Here is a 16,665-nt window from a genome sequence, read left to right as displayed (position 1 = left end):
GATGGACGGCGTCGAACTCGAAATCCTCTGGTCCAACCTCATCGGCATCGTGACGGAGCGCTCCAAGGCGCTTCAGCGCATCGCCTTTAGCCCCATCGTGCGCGAGGCGGGCGATCTCGCCTGCGCGCTGTTCGATCTGCGCGGCCGCATGGTGGCGCAGGCCAACACCGGCACGCCCGGGCACATCAACTCGCTGGCCTTCGCGGGCGCGCATCTGGTGCGGCTCTTCGAGGGCAAGTGCGAGCCCGGCGACGTGCTGATCACCAATGATCCGTGGCTGTCGGCCGGCCACTTCTTCGACATCACCATCCTGACGCCGATCTATGACGGCGAGCGGCTGATCGCCTATATCGGCTCCACCATCCACCACACGGACATCAGCGGCTACGGCATCGGGGCCGGCGCGCGCGACGTCCATGAGGAGGGGCTCTGGATCCCGCCGCTGAAGCTCTATGAGCGCGGCGTTCCGAATCCGGTGCTGCACGCCATCATCGGCCGCAACGTGCGCACGCCGGACGCGGTGTTCGGCGATCTCGCCGCGCAGGTCTCGAGCGGGCACGCGGCCGCCGAGCACCTGATCGCGCTGTGCCGCCGCCATGGCATCGACGATATCGAGACGCTGTCGGACGAGATCATCCAGCGTTCCGAAGACGCCACGCGCGAGGCCATTCGCAAGCTGAAGCCGGGCGTCTACCATGGCGAGAGCCAGTTCGACGTTCCGGGCGGGCAGGTCATCACGCTCAAGACGGCGGTCACGATCGACGCCCAGAAGGGCGCGATCACGGTCGACTTCGAGGGCTCCACCATGCAGGTGCCGATGGGCATCAACGTGGTGCTGAACTACACGCACGCCTACTCGACCTTCGCGATCCGCAGCTGTCTCAACCCGGAGCTGCCCAACAACACCGGCAGTCTCGCGCCCATCGAGATCAAGGCGCCGCTCGGCTCGATCGTGAACTGCAAATACCCCGCGCCGGTGAACGCCCGGCACGTGGTGGGCATGTATGTGCCGATGCCGATCCTGAAGGCGCTGCACCAGGTGATGCCCGAGCGCGTGCTGGCCGAAGGGTCGGGCGCCGTGTGGACCATCCAGATCCAGGGCAAGAAGCCGGACGGCGAGCCCTTCACCTCCTCGATGTTCAACTACTCCGGCGGCATGGGCGCGCGCGCCACCAAGCCGGGGCCCAGCGCGACCTGCTACCCCACCGGGGTGGCGGCCGTGCCGATCGAGATCCTCGAAGCCGCCATGCCGATCGTCTTCGAGCGCAAGGAGTTGCGTCGGGGCTCGGGCGGCGCCGGCCACTCGCGCGGCGGCGAGGGGCAGATCATCCAGTTCAGGATGCTGACCGACCAGCCGTGGCTGCTGAACGCGGTGCCGAGCCGCCTCGACAGCGGACCGGATGGCGTCGGCGGAGGCATGCCCGGCAAGGCGGGCCGCTTCCAGATCAATGGTCGCGACGTCAGCGAGCCGCGCAAGCTCACCATGCAGGCCGACGACGTCGTGCTGCTGGAGACGCCCGGCGGCGGAGGATTCGGACCGCCCGACTAAATGGGCGTTCGTGAAACAATAAAGGGAGGGAAACCATGTCGAACACACTGAAGATGGCCGCGCTCGGCCTTGCGCTCGGCGTCGTCGCCAGCGGGCCAGCATTGGCTCAGGAACCCTACAAGATCGGCATCTCGGCCGGGCTCACCGGCTACGCGGCCACCGTCGACCGCGCCTGGCGCGACGGCGTGGAGCTCGCGGTCGCGGCCGTGAACGCCAAGGGCGGCGTCGCGGGGCGCAAGCTCGAAGTCATCGTGGAGGACAACCGGTCCGAGCCGCAGGAGGCCGTCACGGTCTATCGAAAGATGCTGACCTCCGACAAGGTCAACATCTTCATCAGCGGCTGCGTCTCCGCCGGCAACTTCGCGGCCGCGGGCCTCGTGGTGCGCGCCCAGGTGCCGATGGTGCTGTGCTCCATTTTGCCGCAGCAGCCCGACCAGGTGAAATGGGCCTACACGACCCTGCCGCCGGCTGGCTTCGAGGTGACCAAGCGGCTCGAATACCTGAAGGAAAAGACCGACGTCAAAAAGATCGGCGTGCTGCACGATCCCACTCCCTACGCCAACCTGCAAAAGGCGGCGGCCGAGAAGTCGGCGGCCGACTACGGCATCGAGGTCGTGGGCGTCGAGCAGTACAAGCAGGACGACGCGGACCTCTCCGTCCAGATCGCCAAGATGAAGGCGGCCGGCGCCAAGGCGATCCTGAAGATCGGCCTGGGCGGAACGACCCTCACGGCGGCCAAGAACATCAAGCAGCTCGGCGGCGACCTCCTGATGCTCACCAGCCTGGAGGACATCGCGGTGTTCAAGCCGGTGGCCGAGGTGCTGGGCGACAAGTTCCTGTTCGTGGCCTCGCCTTCGCAGGTCTACGAGGGCCTGCCGGCAGGTCCGCTCAAGAGCGAGATCGGCAAGTTCCTGGAGCCGTGGAAGGCCAAGTTCCAGGACCGCGACCCGAACTGGGCCTCGCGCGGCTGGGACGGCGTGATGCTGACCGTGGCGGCGATCGAGAAGGCGAAGTCGATCGAGGGTCCGGCCGTGCGCGACGCGTTGGAAACGCTGAGCGGCTTCCAGGGCACGACCGGCGTCTACGACATGAGCGCGACCGTGCATCAGGGCCTGACCAAGAACCCGTTCTTCATCGCGACGATCAGCGACGGCAAGGTCAAGGTCGTTCAATGACCCTGGCGAGCGCGCCCGGCGACGCGATCCTCGAGACGCAGGCGCTCACGGCCCGCTATGGGCACGTGCGCGTCCTCGCCCCAACGGACATCCGTGTTCGGACGGGTGAGCTCGTCGCCATTCTCGGCCCCAACGGGGCCGGGAAGTCGACGCTGCTGCGCGCGATCCTGGGGCTCACCTCCACGACCGGGCAGGTGATGTTCCAGGGCAAGCCGCTGCCGCGCGGCGACGCCGTGGCGGTGAGCGCGCGGGGCGTCGTGCTGGTGCCCGAGGGGCGCGGCATCTTCGGCCCGATGACGGTCGAGGAGAACCTGCAGCTCGGCGCCTACCGGCTGGGCCGCGACAAGCCCGAGTTCGAGCGCCGGCTGGCGCGCGTGCTGGAGCTGTTTCCCCGGCTCGGCGAGCGCCGCGCGCAGCTCGCCGGCTCGATGTCGGGGGGCGAGCAGCAGATGCTCGCCATCGGGCGCGCCCTGATGGGCGACCCCAAGATCCTGCTTCTCGACGAACCGTCGCTGGGCCTCGCGCCCCGCATCACGGCCGAGATCTTCGAGAAGCTCGCGACCCTGCGCGACGAGGGGCTGCCCATCCTGCTTGTCGAGCAGAAGGCCCCGGCGGCGCTCAAGATGGCGACCCGCGTGTATGTGCTTTCCCTTGGCCGCATCGCGGCCAGCCTCGACGCCGATCAGATCACGAGCCATGAAGACCTTGCGCAGTACTACTTCACCTGACTGGCGCAGCGCGCTTCGCCTGCTGCCATGGGGCCTTTCGGCGCTCTTCGTGGGCTACGGCTTCGTGGCCGGCGGCTACCCGGCGACCGTGATTGGCTTTGCGCTCGTCTACGCGGTGTTCGTCACCGGCCTGAACCTGTTCATGGGCTACACCAACCAGGTCTCGTTCGGGCAGAACGCCTTCGCGGCGGTAGGCGGCTACATGTCGGCGGTGCTGACCACGACCTACCAATGGCCGGTCGTGCCCGCCATGGGGGCCGGGGTGGCGGCGGCGGTGCTGCTCGCGCTGGTGATCGGCTACCCGACATTGCGGCTGAAGGGCCACTACCTGGCCATGGGCACGCTGGCGATCGGCCTGATCACGTATGAGATCGCGGTGGAGTGGCAGTCGGTCACGCAAGGCTACCTCGGCATCTCGGGCATTCCGCCGCTCGGCGTCGGGTCCTACGAGGTGACGTCGGATCGCGGCCAGCTCGCGCTGCTGGTGGCCATCGTGCTGGCGTCGACCTTCATCTCGGCGCGCATCCGCGACTCCCGGATGGGCCGCGCCTTTCTGGCGCTCGGCGCCAGCGAGAACGGCGCCATGGCGCTGGGCGTCGACGTCGCCCGCACCAAGCTGCTCGCCTTTCTGGTTTCGGCCGCGTTCGCGGCCCTGGCCGGGTGCCTCTTCGTGCACGTGGTCGGCTATGTGAGCCCCGAGGTGTTCGGCCTTCACATGGTGATCCTCGGCTTCACGATGCTGTATGTGGGCGGCGTCGGCAGCGTCGCGGGGCCGCTGGTCGGCGCGCTGATCGTCAGCCTGATGCCGGAGGTGTTCCGCGGCTTCAAGGACTACCAGGATCTCGCCTATGGGGCGGCCCTGATCGTGATCCTCATCTACGCGCCGCGCGGCCTCGCCTCGCTGTTCGACCGGGCCAAGGCCCGCCCGCGGAGCGCCGACCTATGACCCGCCTCAGCGTCCAGGCCGTCACCAAGCGTTTCGGCGGCGTCACCGCCACGGGCGACGTCAGCTTCGACGTGCCCGAGAAGGGCGTCACCGCCGTGATCGGCCCCAACGGCGCTGGGAAGACGACGCTGTTCAGCCTCGTGTCCGGCTTCCTGACGCCCGACCAGGGCCGCATCCTGTTCGATGGCGAGGACATCGTCGGCATGCGGCCGGACAGGCTCGCGGCCCGGGGCCTCGTGCGCACGTTCCAGCTGGTGCAGCTTTTTCCGGACCTGACGACGCTCGACAACGTCAAGGTCGGCCAGCATCTGCAAACCCGCAGCGGCCTGCTGGCGGCGGTGTTGCGCCCGGGCTCAACCCGGCGCGAGGAGGCCGCCGTCTCAGCGCGCGCCCGCGAGTTGCTGGCGTTGGTTGGCCTGCTGGACGTCGCCGACCAGCCCGCCAAGGTGCTCTCCTATGGCCAGCAGCGCCTGCTCGAGGTGGCTCGGGCGCTGGCCGCCGGCCCTCGGCTCGTGCTGCTCGACGAACCCGCCGCCGGGCTGGACGCGGCCGAGTCGAAGCGCCTCGCCGCCGTGATCCGCACCATCGCGGACCAGGGCGTCACCGTGCTGCTGATCGAGCACGACATGTCGCTGGTGATGAACGTCGCCGACCGGGTCGTGGTGCTCGATTTCGGCCGCAAGATCGCGGAGGGCGCCCCGGCCGAGGTGCGCGCCCACCCGGCGGTGATCGCCGCCTATCTTGGTGGAGTGGAGATCGCCGATGGCTGACCCGACCTACATCGCGCAGGTGCTGGTGAGCGGCCTCGGCACAGGCTGCATCTATGGCCTGATCGGCATCGGCTTTTGCGTGATCTACAACGCGAGCGGCATCGTGAATTTCGCCCAGGGCGCGTTCGTGATGCTGGGCGGGATGCTGACCCAGCTTCTGCTGATGCGCTATGGCGTGCCGCTGCTGCCGGCCGCCGCCGTGGCCATCGTGGTCGTGGCCGCGATGGGGATGCTGCTGGAGCGGCTCGTCGTGCGCCCGCTGTGGGACCGAAACGCGACGATGTTCGTGATGATCCTGGCGACGCTCGCTGCCCAGATCGTGGTGGAGCGCGCCACGCTGCTGGCGGTCGGCGACCAGCCGCGCACGCTGCCGGTGTTCACCGACGTGCCGCCCCTGATGCTCGGGCGCGTCGCGATCAGCGTCCAGCTGCTCTGGATCCTCGGCGCATCGGCGCTCGTGATCGCGGCCCTGACGGCCTTTTTCCGCTACACCCTGGCGGGCAAGGCCATGCGGGCCTGCTCGATCGATCGCGAGGCGGCCGCCCTGCAGGGCATCCCGGTCAAGCGCATGCTGGCGTTGTCCTTTGCGCTTAGCGCGGCGCTCGGGGCCACGGCGGGCATTCTGATCACCCCGACGCAGTACACCGCGTTCAACGTCGGGGTGCCGTTCGCGATCTCGGGCTTCATCGCCGCGATCGTGGGCGGGTTCGGCCGGCCGCTCGGGGCTTTTCTGGGCGGATTGCTGCTCGGGCTCGTGCAGGCGGGCGCCATCGCGGCGCTGGGATCCGGCCTGAAGAACGTGGCGGCGCTCTCGATGCTGCTGGTTTTCCTGTTTCTGCGTCCCGGCGGCATCCTGGGCGCGGCCAAGTAGGCGTCACACCAAACGGAGATCCGCCGATGAGCATCCCCACGATCAACTGGAACGACATCCCGTGGACGCCGGTTCGCCCCGGCGTCGAGCGCAAGGGCTTCACGGGCGACGGCGCGACCGTGGCGCTGCATCGGCTCCAGCCCGGGCATGAGCCCAAGCCGCACTCCCATCCCAACGAGCAGATCGCCTACATCCTGGCGGGCCGGATCCGCTTCGTGGTGGGCGGCGAGGAGCACATCCTCGGCCCGGGCCAGCTTCTCGTGGTGCCGCCGAATGTGGAGCACTGGGGCGAGGTCATCGGGGACGAGGCGGTGCTCAACCTGGACGTCTTCACGCCGGCGAGACCCGAATACGCCTAGTCCGTCGGCTCTGCGGGCGGACGGGTCAACCTGCCGCGGGAGCGGGAACGGACGCCGCCCGGCTTTCCTGCAGATGGGACATCGTGAGGCTGAGCACCCGGTCGCCCCGGTTGTCGTGGGTCTCGATGAGCCAGGTCACGATCCCGTATTGCGGCCGGCTCGCTGACATGCGCCTGTCCAGAACCGTGGCGGTTGCGCGCAGCGTGCTGCCGGGCCGCACCGGGGCATGGAATCGGACAGCGTCGAAGCCCAGTCCCGCGACCGCGGTTTTGGTGAACAGGCCCTCCTGATTGCAAAGCCTGAACGTGAGCGAGAGCGTGTGCAGGCCGCTCGCAACCAACTCGCCGAAGATCGACTGCTTCGCGGCTTCCCGGTCCACGTGAAAGGGCTGGACGTCATAGTCCATGGCGTAACGGATGATGGCGTCCTCGGTCACCGTCACGCCGCCGGTTTTGTACACGGCGCCCTTCTCGATATCTTCGTAATACAGCTTCATGGTCTGGCCAGTCTTTGTGTCAGCGTGCGTCTACAGCACGAAGTCGGAGAGCGCAGGCGGCAAGCTTGCGTCATTCCGGGCGGCGTTGCTCCAGATCCTGACGCGGGGGGCTTCAAAGGCGAAGAAGTGGTTCGCCGCAGCCGTGATCCCGGCCGCGAGGTTCGGGTCTTGGGGGCCGCCTGGCAGGGCGACCACGCATTGGTCGAGCCAGATCCAAGCTATCACGAGGTGCCCGAGCGCGCTTTGGACGGGCCCCGCATGCGGCAGCGCGCGCCGGTTGTCACGCTCCGCCAGAACCGCGATGGTTTGGGAGAATTCCGCCCATAGCTCGGCAAGGTCGTGCGCCCAACCGGACAGGGATGGCTCCAGCCGAGCCCGCGAAATCGTGTCGGCGACCCGCGCGCCAAGCAACGCCAGCCCTCTCCCTTCATCCCGCAGGATCTTGCGGTCGAGCAGGTCCGCGGCCTGAATTCCGGTCGTTCCTTCGTGGATCGCGTTGAGGCGGTTGTCCCGGTAGAGCTGCTCAACGTCGAAATCGCGCGTGTAGCCGTAGCCGCCGTGGATCTGGATGGCGAGATCGTTGGCCGCCAGGCCCCATTCGGACGGCCATGTCTTGGCGAGCGGGGTGAGCAGGCCCAGCAGGCGGCCGGCGTCGCTGCGCTCCTCTTCGGTGAGAGCGGTCTTCTCGTCGTCGACCAGCATCGCGCAGAACAGGACGAGGCTGAGCGCGCCCTCTGCGAAGGCCTTCTGGGCGACCAGCATGCGCCGGACATCCGCGTGAGCGACGAGCGGCGACTGCGCCCTGGCGTCGCGCTGGCCCGGCGGCCGACCCTGCAGCCGCTCGCGCGCATAGCGCCGCGATAGCGCGAAGCCGCGGCACGCCAGGGCGGCGGCGCCCAACCCCACCCCGATGCGGGCCTCGTTCATCATGTGGAACATGATTGCGAGGCCTTGCCCGGGCTGGCCGATCAGATAACCGATCGCTCCCGGCGCGCCGTCCGGCGTAGCGGCGCCCTCGCCGAAATTCAGCAGGCAGTTCACCGTGCCGCGGTAGCCCATCTTGTGGTTCAGGCCGGCGACCACGATGTCGTTGCGCTGTCCGTCCGCCAGTGTCTTGGGCGTGGCGAACAGCGAGACGCCCTGGGTTCCGGCCGGAAGAACTCCGTCGGGCCCGACGATCTTGGCCAGCACCAGATGGACGATGTTGCGCCCCATCTGATGGTCGCCGCCGGAGATCCACATTTTGGTTCCGGTGAGCCGGTACCGCGATCCCAGCGGATACTCGCCGTCCGGCGCCGCGCGGGTGGCGATGTCGGCGAGCGATGAGCCCGCCTGCGGCTCGGACAGGCACATCGTCCCGAAGGCGTCGCCGGCGATCTGCGGAAGCGCCAGCGCGTCGACCTGAGCCTCCGACCCGAAGGCGCAGAGCAGCCGGGCGTTGGCGGTGGTCAGCATCGCGTAGGCGGCCGTGGCGATGTTGGCCGCCATCACGTGCGCCATGCAGGCCGAATAAACGACGTTGGGCGCGGCAAGACCGCCGAAGCGCTCGGGGAACGGCGCGGCCGAAAGCCCCGCCTCCGCGAAGGCGCCCAGCGCGTCCTCGATCTGGGGCAGGAGGCGCACGACGCCGTTTTCGAGCCAGGGCTCCTGGCGGTCGGCGTCCTTGTAGTGGGGCAAAAACCGCGTCCGCGCGACCCGGTCGGCGACGTCGAGCATCGCCGACGTGCTTTCCCGGCTGTGCTCGGCGAAAGCGGCGCGGGCGTAGAGCCGGTCGACCTTGAGCCAGTCGCCCAGGACGAAATCCAGAACCCGGCGATCGATCAGTTCGTCCATTCCCGTCCCGCTTTCTTTCGGCTGGCGCTCCGGCCCGGAGCCCAGCCATCATCCGCGCTGTGCGGCGTCCCACCCCAGCTCGGCGCAGAGCCCCGCCAGCGCGCCGCGTTGCAAGGCGTCTGGTCCGGCCGCGTTGCCGTCCAGCGCACGCTTGCGCACACCCTGGAGGATCGCGGCGAGGCGAAAGAACGAAAAGGCCACGTAGAAGCGCCAGTTCGCGATCGGCGGCCGGCCCACCCGCGCGCAATAGTCGGCCACGAATTCCGCCTCGCTCGGCACACCGGGGAAGTGGGCGGCCCGACCTGCGAGACCCCGAAAGGCATGGGGCGGCAACCGATGCCAGAGCGCCGCATAGGCGAGGTCGGCCAGCGGGTCACCGAGGGTCGAAAGCTCCCAGTCCAGCACGGCCGAGACGGTCGGGGCGGTGGGGTGGAACAACAGGTTCTCGAAGCGGTAGTCGCCATGCACCAGGCTGACGGTTTCTTCGCCGGGCATGTTGCCCGGCAACCAGGCGAGGAGATGCTCCATCGCCCGGATGGTCTCGGTCTCGGCCGCCCGGTACTGCCGCGTCCAGCGCGAGATCTGCCGCTCGTAGTACTGGCCGGGCCGGCCGAAGTCGCCGAGGCCGACGGACGCTGGATCGATCGAGTGGAGCTCCGCCAGCGTGGTCACGAACGACGCGTAGGCGGCGCGCCGGTCATCGGGGGACAGTTCGGGCAAAGCGGGGTCGGCCAACAGCCGCCCGGGCACGTAGTCCATCACGTAGAAGGCGACGCCTATCAATCCCGCGTCGTCGCAGTAGAGGCGCGGCGCCGGGACCGGCACGGCGCTGCCCGCAAGCGCTTCCAGCACCCGGAATTCGCGGTCGATCGCGTGCGCGGACGCATGCAGGACGCCGGCGGGCCTGGCCCGCAACACATAGGCGCAGGCGCCGGCCTGCAGCAGGTAGGTCGGGTTGGATTGCCCCTGCGTGAAGGCCTTCAGCGTTGCGCCGTCCCAGTCTCCCGGGAGCCGCGTCTTCAACCATTCGCAAAGTGCGCCGAGAAAGGCTGGCGGGGGTGGCGCGGAGGGGTTCGGGCTGGGCATAGTGTTGTCCGACAATCGGGCAATCAAACTAGCCCGAACCCGTTCCGCTCGACAAGCTCGTCAAGCCGCGTCGGGTTTCCTGGCGGTCGCCTTGCGGCTCGTGCGGCGCGGGGTTCTGGCGGCCTCTTCGTTGCTGGCGTAGAGCTGCTTCGAGCGCTGCATGGCGGCGTAGAGCGGCATGTCCAGATCGAGCCCCGTGCGGTCGTAGGCGCGCTTGAAATCGACCATGTGCTTCATCATCCAGGTGCGCGCGCCGACGGCGTCGCGCCGCTCCAGCATGGCGATCAGTTCGCCATGGGCGTCGACCACGCGCTGCTCGGTCCGCAGTTGCGGCAGGATGATCTTTCCGGCCGGCAGAAACAGCAGGCTGATGGGTTCCCGGGCGAGGATGAACACGCGGTTCTTCGTCGCCTTGGCGAGAAGCTCATGGAATTCCATGTCGAGCTTGACGAAAAGTTCGGTGTCGTCGCGCGCCGCCGACATGGCGGCGAGATTGGCGCGCAGATCCTCGATCTCCCCGGCGGTGATCCGTTCCGCGGCGTGAAACGCGATCTCCGGCTCCAGCGGCATCGAGGCTTCCCAGAGCTCGCGGAACGTCACCTCGTGCACCACCAGCGCCCGCGTCGCCCGGCTCGCGAGCGTCTGGAAGTGGGGCAGCGATACATAGAGCCGCTTGCCGTTGCGCCTCTCGATCATGCCGCCATCCTCGAGCAGCCGGATGCCCTCGCGCACCGTGGAGCGGTTGACCCCGAACGTCTCGGCCAGCGCCATCTCGGTCGGCAATTGATCGCCGGGCTTGATTCGGCCTGCGACGATCTCACGCTCGATGGAGGCCGCCACCGTTCTGTAGGCCGGGGCCGCCTCGAGGCGTTGAAAACGAGCTACGGCCAATCGCAATCTCCTTCTGAGACAAACCGCAGGGCGGCGGATGAAGCTATAGCGCGCCTCGGGCCGAGTTCAACGCGGCGGCCCTTCTCATGGCGCGATCCGCCGTCGGCGCAACTCCGAGATCATCGCGTCGAACATCGGCTCCGTTTCGACGACCTCTCCGAAGCCGAAGCGGCGGATCTTGGCGGTGGACGACATGTCGTCCCATCCCGCCGAGAAGAGGAAATCCGCGAAGGCGCCGTTTGCGACCTGTTCCAGCCGGAAAGGCAGCAGACGCTCGCGGCGGACAATTGCGTCCCAGAGCGGCGCGTCCGTCTCGAATTCCGCCGCCAGACTGCGACTCTCGACGCCGCCAGGCTCGACTCCGAACGCTTCCGCCAGGCGCGGCCACAGATCACGCCAGCGGAAATAGTCGGCGTTGACGATGTTGAACGACTGGCCGGCGCAGCCGGGCTCCGTCGCCGCCCAAGCGGCGGCGCGCGCCAGAAGGCCAACGTCCGTGGCCTGCGATACGGAATTCCAGCATTCGGGCGTCCCCGGGAAGGTCATGGGCCGCCGCTTCGCGCGGCAAAGGCCCGCATAGGCGCCGAGGGTGGTGACGAGGTTGAACGGGTAGCCGACCGAGACCCCGCATACAATGTGGGGCCTCAGGCTGGACCAGGTCCAGCCGCGCCCCCGTTGGCGCCGGGTGAGCCAATCCACCTGGTCATGGTAGAAGTTGGGCTGCGGTGAGCGAGGGTCGTCCTCCCGCGCCGGCGTGCGGTATGGGCCCAGATGGCTGCCGTACCACTTGGTGCCGTGCAGCAGGCTGACATGCCGCAGCCCGGTCGCGACCGGCTCCAGCGCGGTCATCAGGTTCTGCAGCATCGCCGCATTCGCGGCGCGCTCGCCGGCGGGGTCTGCTCCCGGGGCGCGGCCGGCGTAGAACACATGCGTGACATGGCCCAGCCGCTCCGCCGCGCGCTCGCAGGCGGCGGCGTCCAGCAGGTCGATCGCCTCGTGGCGCCAGCCCGGAGCGGGCGAGGCGCCCGCGCGGCGCGAGACGCCGATCACGTCCCAGCCGGGCTGGCCTTGAAGATGCCCGGCGATGCTGCCGCCGACCAGGCCCGAAGATCCGACAACAAGCGCGACGTTGCGATCAGGCATGGGCGTCACCGCTCTCGGGTGGGCACGACCACCAGTTCTGACACGGTCACGTTCAGCGGCTGCTCCAGCGCATAGAGGATGGCCGATGCAACGTCATCGGGGCTCAGCGTGACGGGGAAGCGCTCGTAGAATGCGGCTGCGCGCGCGTCATCGCCGCCCAGGCGCCGGCTGGCGAAGTTGGTTTTCACCGCTCCGGGCAGGATCTCGATGATCCGCAGGTCCGTGTCGGCGTAGTCCGCCCTGAGCGATTGGCTGAAGCCGTGCACCGCATGCTTGCTGCTGGCATAGGCGGCAAGATGGCGGCTGCGCTGCCGGCTGGTGATGGATCCCACATTCACGATGTCGCCGCGCCCGCGCTCCACCATGGCGGGGAGGATGGCGCGCGTCAGGCGCATCAGCCCGAGAACATTGACCGCCATGATGCCGTCCAGGGCGCTCGGGTCCAGCTCGTGGAACCGCACGTCGCCGCCCATGTCGTGGCCGGCGCAATTGACGAGCACGTCGATGGCGCGAACGGCGGGCGGTATCCGGGACGCGACCGCGTCGACGGCGGCGTGGTCGCGGAGATCGAGCGGCAGCGCCGTCGCGCTCGCGCCGAGCTCGTCCGCGAGCCGCGCCACGCGCGCGGGGTCGGGCGCGAGCAGGATGACGTGCGCGCCACGGCCGGCGAGCCGCCGTGACAGCGCTTCCCCGATGCCGCTCGTCGCGCCCGTCACCAGCGCGGTCTTGCCTTTTAGTAGATCCGGCGCCGTCATCGGCGTTCCCCCGGCCCCTGGCGGGGCTTGCTGATCACCGGGTTCTCCCAGGTGTTCGGGCCCACGCCCTGCTCGCGCAGCAGGTGTTTCAGCACCTTCTGGGTCTGGGTTTTCGGCAAGGCGGCCCGAACCTCGATGTAGCGCGGCGTCGCGAAGGCCGGCATGCGGCCGGCGCAGAAGTCGGCCAGTTCGCCGGGATCGAGGCTGCCCTCCTGCGGGACCACGAAGGCCATCACCTCCTGCTCCTTCTCATCGGTGGGGGACCGCACGCCCACCACGGCGGCCTCGGCGACGCCCGGATGGGCGAGCAGCACCTGTTCGACCTCGAAGGACGAAATGTTCTCGCCACGTCGGCGCAGGCTGTCCTTGAGCCGGTCCACGAAGGCGTAGTAGCCGTCCGGATCGCGGCGGAAGGCGTCCCCGGTGTGGAACCACAGGTTCCGCCAGGTGCGCACCGTGGCGTCCGGCTGGTTGACGTAGCCCAGCATCGTGGTCCAGGCGGCCTTAGGCCGGACCAGCAGTTCGCCGACCTCGCCGTCCGGGACCGGCTCGTCGGTTTCGGGATCGGCGATGCGCACCTCGAACCACTCGTCGATGATGCGGCCGCATGAGCCCGGGCGTAGCGGTTCGTCGCGCGGCATGTAGAAGGGGCAGTTGATCTCCGTCGCGCCGTAGAGTTCGACCATGCGCATGCCGAACCGCCGCTGGAAGGCTTCTCCGAATTTCGGGACCGGCACCACGCAGGCGATGCGCAGCGGCGTCTCGGAATCGTCGGGCCGCTCCGGCTGCCGCCAGACGAACTCGGTCATGGCGCCAAGAAGATTGGTCGCCGTGGCGCCGTGGCGGCGGATGTCTCCCAGCCAGCCGCTGGCGCTGAAGCCGGGAGCCAGGATGAGGCGGGCGCCCAGGATCATCGCCCCATAGGCCTGCAGCAGCAGCCCGTTGGCGTGAAATAGCGGCAGGCAGCAATAGATCGCATCCTCGGAGGTGAGGCCCAGGCGATCGATATAGACGTGCGGGTTGAGGCGCTGGTGTCCGTGCGGGAGCAGGGCCCCCTTGGAGCGTCCCGTCGTGCCGGACGTATACAGGATGGATGCGGCGTCGCGCGGCGTGACCACTACGCCCGGGTCGCGCGCGGGAGCGCGCAGCAGCTCCTCGAAACGGATCGGAACGGCCGCGGGCCCGTCAGTCCGAGGCGCGGCGTCCGAGCCCACGACCACCACGGAACTCAGCCCCGGAAGGCGCGGGGCCGAGGCCTCAACGACGGGCAGGAATTCGGCGTCGGCCACGAGCGTCGTCCCGCCGGAATCGTTGACGACATAGTCCAGGAAGTCGCCCCTGAAGGCGGTGTTCACCGGCACGATGACGGCGCCCAGGCGCATCAGGGCGAGCCAGCACTGGAGATAGGCGGCCGAGTTGCGCATCATCACGAGCACGCGGTCGCCGAAGCCCACGCCGATTCCGCCGAGGCCGGTGGCGACCCGGTCGACGTCCTCGTCCATCTGGCCGTAGGTGATGCGGCCGCCGGTGGTCAGCTCCAAATAGACGGCGTCGGGGCGTTCGCGCGCCTGCCGCCGCAGCATGGCGCCGATGACCCAGTCGTCGGGCGCGGATGCCATGTCTCGCCTCTCAAACCACGAGATGCGACTGGATCACCGCCGCATCCCGCTCCATGTCGGCGCGCTGCCCCTCGTAGACGATCGCGCCGCGGTTCATGACGTAGAGGTGGTCGGCGACTTTGGCGGCGAAGTGCATGTCCTGCGCGGCGACCAGCATGGTGAGGCCCTCGCGCTTGAGGGACAGGATCGCCTCCTCGAGGGTCTTCACCATCACGGGCGAAAGCCCCTCGGTGGGCTCGTCGAGCAGCAGCATCGAGGGATTGCCCATCAGCGCCCGCGCGATGGTGAGCATCTGCTGCTGGCCGCCGCTGAGGAATCCGGCGAGGCGCGTCCTGAACTCCTGCAAGGCCGGGAACACCTCGAACGCCCGTTCGGCCGTCCAGCCGAAGCCGCCTTCGGCCTGCCGCTCCGCCACGAGCAGGTTGTCCTCGACGCTGAGCTCGGCGAAGACGCGCCTGTCCTCCGGAACATAGCCCAAGCCCATCCGGGCCACCTTGTAGGCCGGCAGGCCGTCGATCCTGCGGCCCTTGAACAGGATGCTTCCTTCCCGCGGCGGCGTCAGTCCCATCACGGTGCGCAGCGTCGTCGACTTCCCGACCCCGTTCCGGCCGAGAATGCAGGCCGCCGTCCCGGGCGCGACATTGAGCGACACGGCAAACAGGACGTGCGCCGCGCCGTAATAGGTGTGGAGGCGATCGCACTCAAGCATGCGCGGCCTCGCCCAAATAGAGCTCGCGCACGCGCGGGTTGGCCCGCACGGCCGCAGGCTCCCCCTCGGTCAGCTTGGAGCCCTGGTGCATCACGGTGATGCGATGCGCGGTGGAAAACACCATGTCGATATCGTGCTCCGTGAACAGCACCGTGACGCCGCGGGTCGCGTTGATCTTGCGGATGATGGCGGTGACGAGCGAGCGCTCCTCGGGGCTCATCCCGGCCGTGGGCTCGTCCAGCAGCATCAGCTCGGGCGCTCCGGCCAGCGCCATCGCGAACTCCAGCCGCTTGCGGTCGCCCGCCGCCAGTTCCCCGGCCGGCCGATCCAGGTCGCGCTCCATGTGGACCTGCTCCAGCAGCGCGAGCGCGTCGTCCTGCATCACGCCCGCGGCGGGCGCGAACAGCGACCGGCAACGGCCCTGCCGCGCCATCAGGGCGATGCGGACATTCTCGATCACCGAAAGCTTCGGGAAGATGCTGGTGATCTGGAACGACCGCGCGATGCCCGCATGGACGATCTGGTGCGGCGGCAGCCCCACGATGCTGCGCCCGGCGAACAGGATTTCGCCGGCGCTGGGCGGCAGGCCGCCGGCCACCATGTTCAGGAGCGTGCTCTTTCCGGCGCCGTTCGGGCCGATCAGGGCGTGGATCTCGCCTTTCAGGACGGACAGGCTCATGTCCGTGACGGCCTTGAACGGGCCGAACGTCTTGCTGACGCCGCGCAGTTCCAGAACGGCGTCCGTCATGGCCGCGACCCTTCCTGCTGGGCGGCCGCGTGGGCGGCCTGCGGTGGCGTGGCCGGAGCCGGCTTGGCGCGGCGACGATCCCACCAGCCCTCGACCGTCCCGACGATGCCCTTGGGCAGAAACAGGACGAGCACCAGCACCACGGCCCCGAAAGCGAAGAGGGGATAATCGGTGTGGCTCGTGACCACGAAGGTCAGCAGCACGAACAGCGCCGCACCCACGATGGGCCCGATAAAGGCCCCGACGCCGCCCGCGAGCGTCATCAGCACCGGATCGGCAGACTGCGTCCAGTAGAGCAGCGACGGGAACGCCATCTGCTGAAGGGGCGATCGCAAGGATCCGGCCACACCGGCGAGCGCCCCCGCCAGCACGAAGGCGGCGAGCTGGTAAACCCGCACGTTGAGGCCCAGATAGGCAGCGCGTTGCGGGTTCTCGCGAATGGCCGCCAGCGCGGCCCCGAAGGTGGAGCGGCGCACGAGGAACAGCAGCCCGATGCAGACGGAGACGACCGCGAGCGTGAAGTAGTAGTAGGCGTTGGTGGGCAGCAGCCAATCCGGCGGGCTCACCGGCAGGCCGTTGTCGCCGCCCGTGAAGCTGTACCAGCTCGACACCACCGAGAAGATCAGCTGCGCGAAGGACAGGCTGAGCATGGCGAAATACATGCCTTCGAGCCGCACAACGAAGAAGCCGATCGCGAGCGCCATGACGCCTGCGACCAGCGGGGCCGCCAGGATGCCGGGCACGATCGGCACGCCGAGCTTGCTGTAGAGCAGCGCGACCGTGTAGGCGCCGAGCCCGTAGAAGGCCGCATGCCCGAAGGACAGCATTCCGGCCTGCCCGAGCAGCAGGTTGAAGCTCATCGCGAAAAGCGCGGTGATCAGGAAGTCGTTGGCCAGATAGACGTCGCTTTCGCCGACCAGGAACGGCAGCGCCGCCATGGTGGCGAGAAGGACGAGGAGCGGGGCGGCTTCTCTTCTCCAACCCATG

The 16,665-nt window shown here is 68.7% G+C and carries 17 protein-coding genes; 7 read left to right on the top strand and 10 right to left on the bottom strand.

What is annotated here, in order from left to right; translation table 11 throughout:
- The first annotated feature begins 1 nt into the window (after position 1).
- From IEV99_RS18290 to IEV99_RS18260, 7 genes are read left to right on the top strand one after another with little or no spacing between them, the layout of a single operon-like run.
- Positions 2 to 1,549 carry a hydantoinase B/oxoprolinase family protein gene (locus tag IEV99_RS18290; RefSeq protein WP_188519152.1) on the top strand — a complete coding sequence of 516 codons (1,548 nt, stop codon included), beginning with the start codon at positions 2 to 4 and terminating at the stop codon, positions 1,547 to 1,549.
- Between the two features lie 35 nt (positions 1,550 to 1,584).
- A complete protein-coding gene (locus IEV99_RS18285; protein ID WP_188519151.1) occupies positions 1,585 to 2,724 on the top strand; it encodes an ABC transporter substrate-binding protein in 1,140 nt (379 codons plus the stop codon).
- On the top strand, positions 2,721 to 3,452 hold the full coding sequence (locus IEV99_RS18280; protein ID WP_188519150.1) for an ABC transporter ATP-binding protein: 732 nt from the start codon (positions 2,721 to 2,723) through the stop codon (positions 3,450 to 3,452). The genes IEV99_RS18285 and IEV99_RS18280 overlap by 4 nt, the downstream gene beginning before the upstream one ends.
- Entirely contained in the window at positions 3,421 to 4,398 is a 978-nt protein-coding gene (locus tag IEV99_RS18275; RefSeq protein WP_188519149.1) for a branched-chain amino acid ABC transporter permease, read from the top strand. Before IEV99_RS18280 ends, IEV99_RS18275 begins: the two co-directional genes overlap by 32 nt.
- On the top strand, positions 4,395 to 5,168 hold the full coding sequence (locus IEV99_RS18270; RefSeq protein WP_188519148.1) for an ABC transporter ATP-binding protein: 774 nt from the start codon (positions 4,395 to 4,397) through the stop codon (positions 5,166 to 5,168). The genes IEV99_RS18275 and IEV99_RS18270 overlap by 4 nt, the downstream gene beginning before the upstream one ends.
- Positions 5,161 to 6,039, top strand: coding sequence for a branched-chain amino acid ABC transporter permease (locus IEV99_RS18265; protein ID WP_188519147.1), 879 nt, complete (start codon positions 5,161 to 5,163; stop codon positions 6,037 to 6,039). Before IEV99_RS18270 ends, IEV99_RS18265 begins: the two co-directional genes overlap by 8 nt.
- A gap of 26 nt (positions 6,040 to 6,065) precedes the next feature.
- Complete coding sequence (locus IEV99_RS18260) at positions 6,066 to 6,398, top strand: cupin domain-containing protein (RefSeq protein ID WP_188519146.1); 333 nt, start codon at positions 6,066 to 6,068, stop codon at positions 6,396 to 6,398.
- Positions 6,399 to 6,423: 25 nt separating this feature from the next.
- Here the strand turns inward: IEV99_RS18260 and IEV99_RS18255 are convergent, their stop codons facing one another.
- The 10 genes from IEV99_RS18255 to IEV99_RS18210 form a co-directional block, all read right to left on the bottom strand.
- Complete coding sequence (locus IEV99_RS18255; RefSeq protein WP_188519145.1) at positions 6,424 to 6,894, bottom strand: MaoC family dehydratase; 471 nt, start codon at positions 6,892 to 6,894, stop codon at positions 6,424 to 6,426.
- A gap of 30 nt (positions 6,895 to 6,924) precedes the next feature.
- Positions 6,925 to 8,727, bottom strand: a complete 1,803-nt coding sequence (locus tag IEV99_RS18250; RefSeq protein ID WP_188519144.1) for an acyl-CoA dehydrogenase — start codon at positions 8,725 to 8,727, stop codon at positions 6,925 to 6,927.
- A gap of 48 nt (positions 8,728 to 8,775) precedes the next feature.
- Entirely contained in the window at positions 8,776 to 9,750 is a 975-nt protein-coding gene (locus IEV99_RS18245; protein ID WP_210318672.1) for a phosphotransferase family protein, read from the bottom strand.
- 123 nt (positions 9,751 to 9,873) lie between these two features.
- Entirely contained in the window at positions 9,874 to 10,704 is an 831-nt protein-coding gene (locus tag IEV99_RS18240) for a FadR/GntR family transcriptional regulator (protein ID WP_188519142.1), read from the bottom strand.
- A gap of 84 nt (positions 10,705 to 10,788) precedes the next feature.
- Positions 10,789 to 11,847, bottom strand: coding sequence for an SDR family oxidoreductase (locus IEV99_RS18235; protein ID WP_188519141.1), 1,059 nt, complete (start codon positions 11,845 to 11,847; stop codon positions 10,789 to 10,791).
- Between the two features lie 5 nt (positions 11,848 to 11,852).
- Positions 11,853 to 12,602, bottom strand: coding sequence for an SDR family oxidoreductase (locus IEV99_RS18230; RefSeq protein ID WP_188519140.1), 750 nt, complete (start codon positions 12,600 to 12,602; stop codon positions 11,853 to 11,855).
- Complete coding sequence (locus tag IEV99_RS18225; RefSeq protein ID WP_188519139.1) at positions 12,599 to 14,221, bottom strand: AMP-binding protein; 1,623 nt, start codon at positions 14,219 to 14,221, stop codon at positions 12,599 to 12,601. The genes IEV99_RS18230 and IEV99_RS18225 overlap by 4 nt, the downstream gene beginning before the upstream one ends.
- Positions 14,222 to 14,231: 10 nt before the next feature.
- Positions 14,232 to 14,930 (bottom strand): ABC transporter ATP-binding protein, encoded by a 699-nt coding sequence (locus IEV99_RS18220; protein WP_188519138.1) that lies wholly within the window; start codon positions 14,928 to 14,930, stop codon positions 14,232 to 14,234.
- Positions 14,923 to 15,678 carry an ABC transporter ATP-binding protein gene (locus IEV99_RS18215; RefSeq protein WP_188519137.1) on the bottom strand — a complete coding sequence of 252 codons (756 nt, stop codon included), beginning with the start codon at positions 15,676 to 15,678 and terminating at the stop codon, positions 14,923 to 14,925. Before IEV99_RS18215 ends, IEV99_RS18220 begins: the two co-directional genes overlap by 8 nt.
- Positions 15,675 to 16,664: a branched-chain amino acid ABC transporter permease gene (locus tag IEV99_RS18210; RefSeq protein ID WP_188519136.1), complete on the bottom strand. Its 990-nt coding sequence runs from the start codon at positions 16,662 to 16,664 to the stop codon at positions 15,675 to 15,677. The genes IEV99_RS18215 and IEV99_RS18210 overlap by 4 nt, the downstream gene beginning before the upstream one ends.
- Between the last annotated feature and the right edge of the window lies 1 nt (position 16,665).

Source organism: Alsobacter metallidurans (genome assembly GCF_014636935.1).
GTDB lineage: Bacteria > Pseudomonadota > Alphaproteobacteria > Rhizobiales > Beijerinckiaceae > Alsobacter > Alsobacter metallidurans.
This window is presented reverse-complemented; position numbering and strand designations above follow the sequence as displayed.